We start from the raw sequence: 6,043 nt of genomic DNA, 5'->3' as shown, positions 1-6,043 counted from the left end.
GGGGTGGGGGTGGGCGCGGCGCTGGGGGTGGGCTCCGTCAACTCGCTCATGTCTGCGCTCCCGGGATAGCAAGTCGTTCGAGCTGCTGCCGGAGCAGCTCCGTGGCCGAGGCGGAGTCCAGCGGCGCCACTCCGTAGGCCGACAGCCGGACGTACAGGTCGCCCACCGAGGCGTCGCAGTCCAGATAGTCGAGCTTGTCGCCGTTGGACAGCGGCGGGAGGTAGCAGTGCACCTTGGGGAAGCCCGGCACCGCAGGGCCCGCCCGGAACGCCTGGGTGCTGTCGGCCAGGGACTTCAGCCAGGCGGCACCGTAGGACGCCACCTTCTGGTTCTCCTGGCGCAGCTCGACCTCGACGACCAGGTTGTCGTTCGTCTGGTAGGTGCGTACGGCATCGCCCTTGATGAAGCTGGCGTTGAAGCTTCCTTCCAGCTTCTGCCGGTCGCTGCTGGACAGGGACGCGATGTCCTTGTCGAAGATCGCGTGGTACTGCGCGGCGGTGAGCGTGGTGTCGTTGCCGATTCCCGGGTCGTCCGGACCGAGGCTGTACCCGCTGGGCACCGGCAGCAGCATGTCGCTCAGCGGGCCGAAGTGGTCACCGTCGACATGGGCCCCGTAGCCGGGCGAAGCGGACGGAGTGGGCGAGGCTGTCGGAGCCGCGACGGCCTTCTTGGGATTCCTGTCCACCTGGAGGATGCCGAAGCCGACTCCTCCGCCGACCGCCACGGCGGACAGCACCAGCAGGGTGGCCAGCGCGAACCAGCGGCCCTTGCCGGGCTTGCGGAGCGGGACCTGATCCGGGACGGGGGCCTGGAGTGCGGCCGGGACCGCGGCTTGGACCGCGACCGGGCCCGGGGCGGGGAACGCGGGGGCCGGGCTCCCCATCGGCTCAGAGTGCGGCAGTTCGTCCGTCACAGTCGCTCCATCTGGCTCTGGGCGAGGGCCAGCAGCGCCTTCGCGGTGACGGGCTGGGGGGAGTCGATGTCGATCTGTACGGAGATGTCCCCGTGCAGGAAGAAGGCATGACCCGTGTAGTAGGTGCCGGAGTCGTCGTGCTTGGCCGCCGTCCCCGGGTAGACCTGGCCGGAGTGGCTGCCGGGGATGGCGACCGCCTTAGCGTCCTTCATGTAGCCCTGCTGGTCCTCGACATCCGTCTGCGCACCGTCCTCGCTGGTGTGCGCGAACTGGACCAGCCGGATGGTGGTCCACTCCGACCCCAACTGCCAGCGGGCCTGCGCAGCACGGCGGAAGTGGTTGGTGGCATACCAGTTGAAGGCACCGCCGGGGCCCGAACGCGTCTCCGCGTAGTCGGCGAGGTCCAGCCAGGTGTCGATACCGTCCCACTGCGGATCGGCCTTGGCCTTCGGAGGCGCCGGAACCAGGAGCTTGGTGAGGTCGCCGTCGGTCCTGACCATGTCGTCCTGGGCCGCGGTGAGCGCCGGGGCGGTGGAGTGGGCGGCCGGGTAGGACGGCTGGGCGACGGAGAGCGGGGGCAGCGGGGTGGGCGCGCGGTGCTGCTGCACGGCGTAGCCGACTCCGGCGCCGCCCAGCACACCGAGGGCCACGGCAACCGCCATGATCAGCGCCGTCTTCCCGCGCCGCCGCGGCTTGCGCCCGCCGGGCGCCTCCGCCTGCGACTGCGACCCCGACTCCGCGGCGGGTGCATCTGCGGCAGGTGCGTCCGCGACAGGCAGAGCCTCGGTGACGGGCACCGCCGCGCCGGCGGGGGCCTGCTCCGGGGCGGGGGTCGCCACCGGATCGGGCGCCACGGCGGGGGCGGCCTCCGCCTCGGCCTTGACCCCGTCTTCGGCTACGGGCTCGGGCTCGGGCTCGGGCTCGGGCTTGACCACCGGCTCAGCATCCGATGGAGCGTCAGTTTCCGTTGCCGGAACGACTTCTGGTTCAGGAGCCGCCGGTTCGGCTGCTTCGGTGGTCAACGGTCGGTCCTCCACGGGACGTTCTGGGAAGGGAAGTTCGGGAAGGCGCGGTAGCGCCTCGCACGCCTCAGCGGCCGGAGCTGAGCCGCTGCTCCTCGCGCTTCATCAGCGGGGTCAGCAGCGAGTGGGCCAGTTTCCCGGTCCCGGTGACGGTGATCTCGTACTCGACGTCGCCCACATGGGAGATCCCGAGCAGTTCTCCGTCGCCGTCCGCAGTGGCCGGGTCGAAGGCGATGCCCCTGCCGTTGTCGATCCCGGAGACGCTGAACTCCTTGCCCTTGCCGAAGGTCAGTCCTGACGCCCAGTCACCGGCGTGGCCGGAGCCGTCGAATTGCAGCAGCTGGGTGTTGACCGTGACCGTGCCGTCGTTGCTGCGGTAGCTGCGGTACGCGCCGCCGGCGCAGCCGTACTGATTGAGGATCTTCTTGCTGGTGCTGGGGTTGCCCAGGGTCTTGGCGACGTCGTCGATGCTCATCCTGCTGCCGTCGGAGTCGCCGTACGCCTCGGCGTCCGCGGGGACGGGAAGCAGGAAGAAGCGCAGGTCACCGCTGTGCGTGGAGCCGTTGACGCTGCCCTTCACGGTGGAGCTCGGGCTCGGCGCGGCGGTCGGCGCGGGGGCGATCACCGGTGCCGAGCTGCTGGCCGCCGCCGAGGGCGAGGCGCTGGCGCTGGGCAGCGCCGCCGCGGCGGCCTGCGTGGTGCCACCGCCGTCGCCCACCAGCACCACGCCGGTGGCCGTGCCCGATGCGATCACCAGCCAGCCGGCGACGGCAAGGGCGAGATTGCGGCCCTTGCGCGACGTCGGCTTCTCAGGGCTCGGCTCCGCTGCGACCCACGCGGCCGGCGGCGGCGGTACGGGCGGAAAATGTCCGCCCCGGGGCACACCGGACACGCCTTCGTTTTCCCCCACGACTACCCCACAGAATGGTGAATCGCCTCATTCCCACCCTGGGGAGGCCGAGCGCGCCCCGAGCCGCCCGAAGGGGATGGGCAGGGGCACGAACAGCGATTATGTCGATCTCCTCAGCTGCCGCACAACTCCTTTATATAATCGAGATGCAATATCGCCGGGGCCCGGGAATTGCGTTGTGGAATATCCCGTTCCACCCCTTATGCGGACCCGCCCGAATTCACTCCGGACTCAACTCCCGGCCAGGTGCAGCCGGGTCACGGTAAGCGTGGTGGTGGTCGGGGAGGTGCCCAGTCCGGCGGAGTAGTCCGGGGTGGCGCCGACCGAGGCCCAGGCGAGGTCCCCGCCCGGGAGCACCGCGATGTCCCCGGAGATGTGCTCGGGCACCACCACCGCCGCGGTCACCACCTTGCCGGTGTAGTCGATCAGTTCCAGGTGGGTGCCGGCGAAGGTGCCGGTGCAGGTGCCGCTGGCGCACGTGGCCCCGGTCAGCGACTCCCAGGAGACCAGCAGCCGGTTCGCGCCGTACGCCGCGAGGTGGACGTTGACGTGGTCGGTAGCGGCGTCAGTGGTCAGGAAGACGGTCTTTCCGCTGGGAGTGGAGGAGTTGCTGAGGAAGTCCACGGCGACCTGGTGGGTGCTCCAGCGCGGGGTCACCGTCCAGCCGCGGCCGCTGGAGTCCGCGGAGTTCTTCTCGGCGGAGGCGGCGCCGCGCGAGGCGAGGGCGACGGCGTAGCGGCCGGCGGCGGACTTGACGATGTCCCCGGTGCCGTCCGGGAAGGCCCCGCCGCAGTAGCCGGCCCAGCACTGCTCACGGCCCAGCACCGGTGCCACGTCCGGGGCGCCGATCCCGGTGCTGACGAAGAGTCCGGAGCGCCAGTCGTCCAGGCAGACCGAGGTGAACGGGCCGGACTTCTCCGGATACAGGGCGATGCCTTCGTTGTGGCTGCAGCCCCAGCTCCAGCCGCCGCTCAGCCGGCTTCCGGACGCGCCCACGTACGCCAGTTTGTCGCCGAAGTGTCCGTCGGCGAAGCCGCCCGCGCCGTGCACGACGAAGTAGGCGCCGTACTCGGTGCCGTTCCAGGCGAGCCGGCCGTCGAGCACCGGTGAGGTGTCGTCGCTGGCGGTCCCGGTGAGCTTGTCGGTGAAGACCCGGGCGCCGTTGCGGTAGCGGATCAGCGCGGCGGCGGTCTCGTTCCACTTGTTGCTGTCCGGCACCCTGGTCAGCAGCCCGAAGCCGTCGTCGTGGGCGACCAGTCCGCCGACCTCCTGGGCCCCGGCGACCACGGTGTCCGAACCGCTGCGGGTCAGCGCCGTGCCGAGCGGGGTCACATGGATGCCGTTCCCGGCAGGCCAGGCGACCTGGACCTGGCCGCCCGGTGCGGCCGCGACGGCGACCCTGGTCCACTGCGGCATCTCGTTGTAGCCCTGTTCCAGGTAGTGCAGCGGGCTGGAGAGCGTGAGCGTGGTGGTGCTGATCCGCTGGGCCAGCGGCGTGGAGGCCGGGAGGGTGGCGGCGGTCGGGGCGCCGGCCTTGGCCGAAGCCCCGGCAGCGGCCGTCGCCTTTCTTCTTGCGGCGGCCGAGGCCGACTTGGCGGCAGCGGCCGACTTCAGCGCCGAGGCCGAGGGCGTCGTCGCGGCGGCGGAACCGGCCGCCGTCGACCCGCCTGCCACCTGGGCCACGGTCCGGTCGTGCGGCGTTCCGCCGGCGGCGGCGTGCACCGACACCCCCACGGCGGTCGCCACCGCCGCGAGCGGGAGGACCACGAGGGTCCCGCGGCGCCAGCCCTTGCTGGGGCTCCTGCGTCGTGTGCCGGCCATGTGCGCTCCCTGGGTCGTCCTGGGCGGAGTACGGCCGCCGTGTTGCGGACCGCACCCCTAGGTGGTTCCGGGAGGCGGATTGGTTGCCCGGCCGCGCACAACAGTCGGCGGCCGGGAGCCGGCCGTCACCGGAATGCGGCGATATTGCGCTCCGCCCAGGCGGCGAAGGGGCGGGCCGGACGGCCGAGGAGCAGCTCGATGTCCGGGCTGATCCGCAGTTCGGCGGCGGTGGGGGTGCCGAGGACCGCCAGCGTGGTGACGGCCACGGCCTCCGGCATGAACTGCAGCAGCTGCTCGCGGGCCTGCTCCGCCGTCCGCTCGACGAAGCGGACCGGCTCGCCGAGCGCGGCGCCGATCGCCTCGGCGTTCTGCCGGGGCGTGCTGAGGGCCGGCCCGGTCAACTCGTAGGCGCGGCCGCCGTGGCCCTTGCCGCCCGGCACCGCGGCGGCGACCTCGGCGATGTCGTCGGGGTCCACGGTCGGCAGACCGACGTCCCCGAACGGCGCGGCGACGGTGCGCTGCGTCCGCACCGACTCCGCCCAGGCGTAGGCGTTGGAGTCGAACCCGCCGGGCCGCAGGATCGTCCACTCCAGCCCCGACTGCCGGACCGCCTCCTCCCTGGCGCGGAGCACCTGTCCGTGCGAGACGGACTCCGGCCGGGTGAGCACCCCTATGGAGGAGAGCAGCACCACCCGTCCGACCCCGCCGGCCTTGGCGACGTCCAGCACCTCCGCCGCGCTGAACGCCTGCGCCGCGCCGCCGCCGTCGTGCAGGAACAGCGCGTCGGCACCGTCCAGGACCGGCCGCAGGCTCTCGGCGTCGTTCAGGTCCGCCCGGCGGTGCCGGACGCCCTCCGGCATCGCGGCGTCCCCCCGGCTCCCCCGCGACACCGCGGTGACCTGCTCGCCCGCTGCGGCGAGTGCCTGCACCAGCGGTCGTCCGACGTTCCCGGTTGCCCCGGTGACTACGATCACGATCAACACCCCTGAGTCTTCGTTGCGTCAACTCAGGCCCCGTTGGGCCGAGTTGCGAATCCCCCGGACCACTTCCGGCGGCGACCCGACGAAGCTAACATCGTCGGGATAGCAGGTACCTAGAGGAAAGCGGCTATGCCGGAGGGGTGCGGATCCATATGAGCGACGACGCCCGACTCGCCTGTCCGATCAGCCCCGTGGTCGACATCGTCTTCAGCCGCTGGACCACGCCCATCCTGTGGACCCTGCACCAAGAGGGCCGGCTGCGGTTCGTGGAACTGCAGCGGCACATCGGCAGCATCACGCCCAAGGTGCTGACCCAGCGCCTGCGCCAGCTGGAACGCGACGGCCTGGTCACCCGCACCTACCACCCCGAGGTGCCGCCCCGCGTCGAGTACGAGAT

At 71.8% G+C, this 6,043-nt stretch carries 6 protein-coding genes; 1 reads left to right on the top strand and 5 read right to left on the bottom strand.

Annotation, left to right across the window (positions count from 1 at the left end):
- Positions 1 to 46 precede the first annotated feature (46 nt).
- The 5 genes from TR46_RS35310 to TR46_RS35290 form a co-directional block, all read right to left on the bottom strand.
- Positions 47 to 913, bottom strand: coding sequence for a hypothetical protein (locus TR46_RS35310; RefSeq protein ID WP_042410623.1), 867 nt, complete (start codon positions 911 to 913; stop codon positions 47 to 49).
- The gene (locus TR46_RS35305) at positions 910 to 1,848 is read right to left on the bottom strand and encodes a hypothetical protein (RefSeq protein WP_052433384.1); all 939 of its coding nucleotides are present in this window, start codon (positions 1,846 to 1,848) and stop codon (positions 910 to 912) included. The genes TR46_RS35310 and TR46_RS35305 overlap by 4 nt, the downstream gene beginning before the upstream one ends.
- A gap of 154 nt (positions 1,849 to 2,002) precedes the next feature.
- The gene (locus TR46_RS35300) at positions 2,003 to 2,827 is read right to left on the bottom strand and encodes a hypothetical protein (RefSeq protein WP_042410621.1); all 825 of its coding nucleotides are present in this window, start codon (positions 2,825 to 2,827) and stop codon (positions 2,003 to 2,005) included.
- A 249-nt stretch (positions 2,828 to 3,076) separates the two neighbouring features.
- Positions 3,077 to 4,666, bottom strand: coding sequence for a hypothetical protein (locus tag TR46_RS35295; protein ID WP_042410619.1), 1,590 nt, complete (start codon positions 4,664 to 4,666; stop codon positions 3,077 to 3,079).
- Between the two features lie 125 nt (positions 4,667 to 4,791).
- Positions 4,792 to 5,640, bottom strand: coding sequence for an SDR family oxidoreductase (locus TR46_RS35290; protein ID WP_042410637.1), 849 nt, complete (start codon positions 5,638 to 5,640; stop codon positions 4,792 to 4,794).
- 158 nt (positions 5,641 to 5,798) lie between these two features.
- On the opposite strand from TR46_RS35290, the gene TR46_RS44870 reads away from it, so the two are divergent.
- Positions 5,799 to 6,043 (top strand): winged helix-turn-helix transcriptional regulator (locus tag TR46_RS44870; protein ID WP_042410613.1); only part of this gene is annotated, 245 nt, incomplete at its 3' end.

It is taken from the genome of Streptacidiphilus carbonis (assembly GCF_000787775.1).
In the GTDB taxonomy this organism is placed as follows: domain Bacteria; phylum Actinomycetota; class Actinomycetes; order Streptomycetales; family Streptomycetaceae; genus Streptacidiphilus; species Streptacidiphilus carbonis.
Note: the sequence above shows the minus strand (reverse complement) of the source record. Positions and strands in the feature narration are given on the sequence as shown.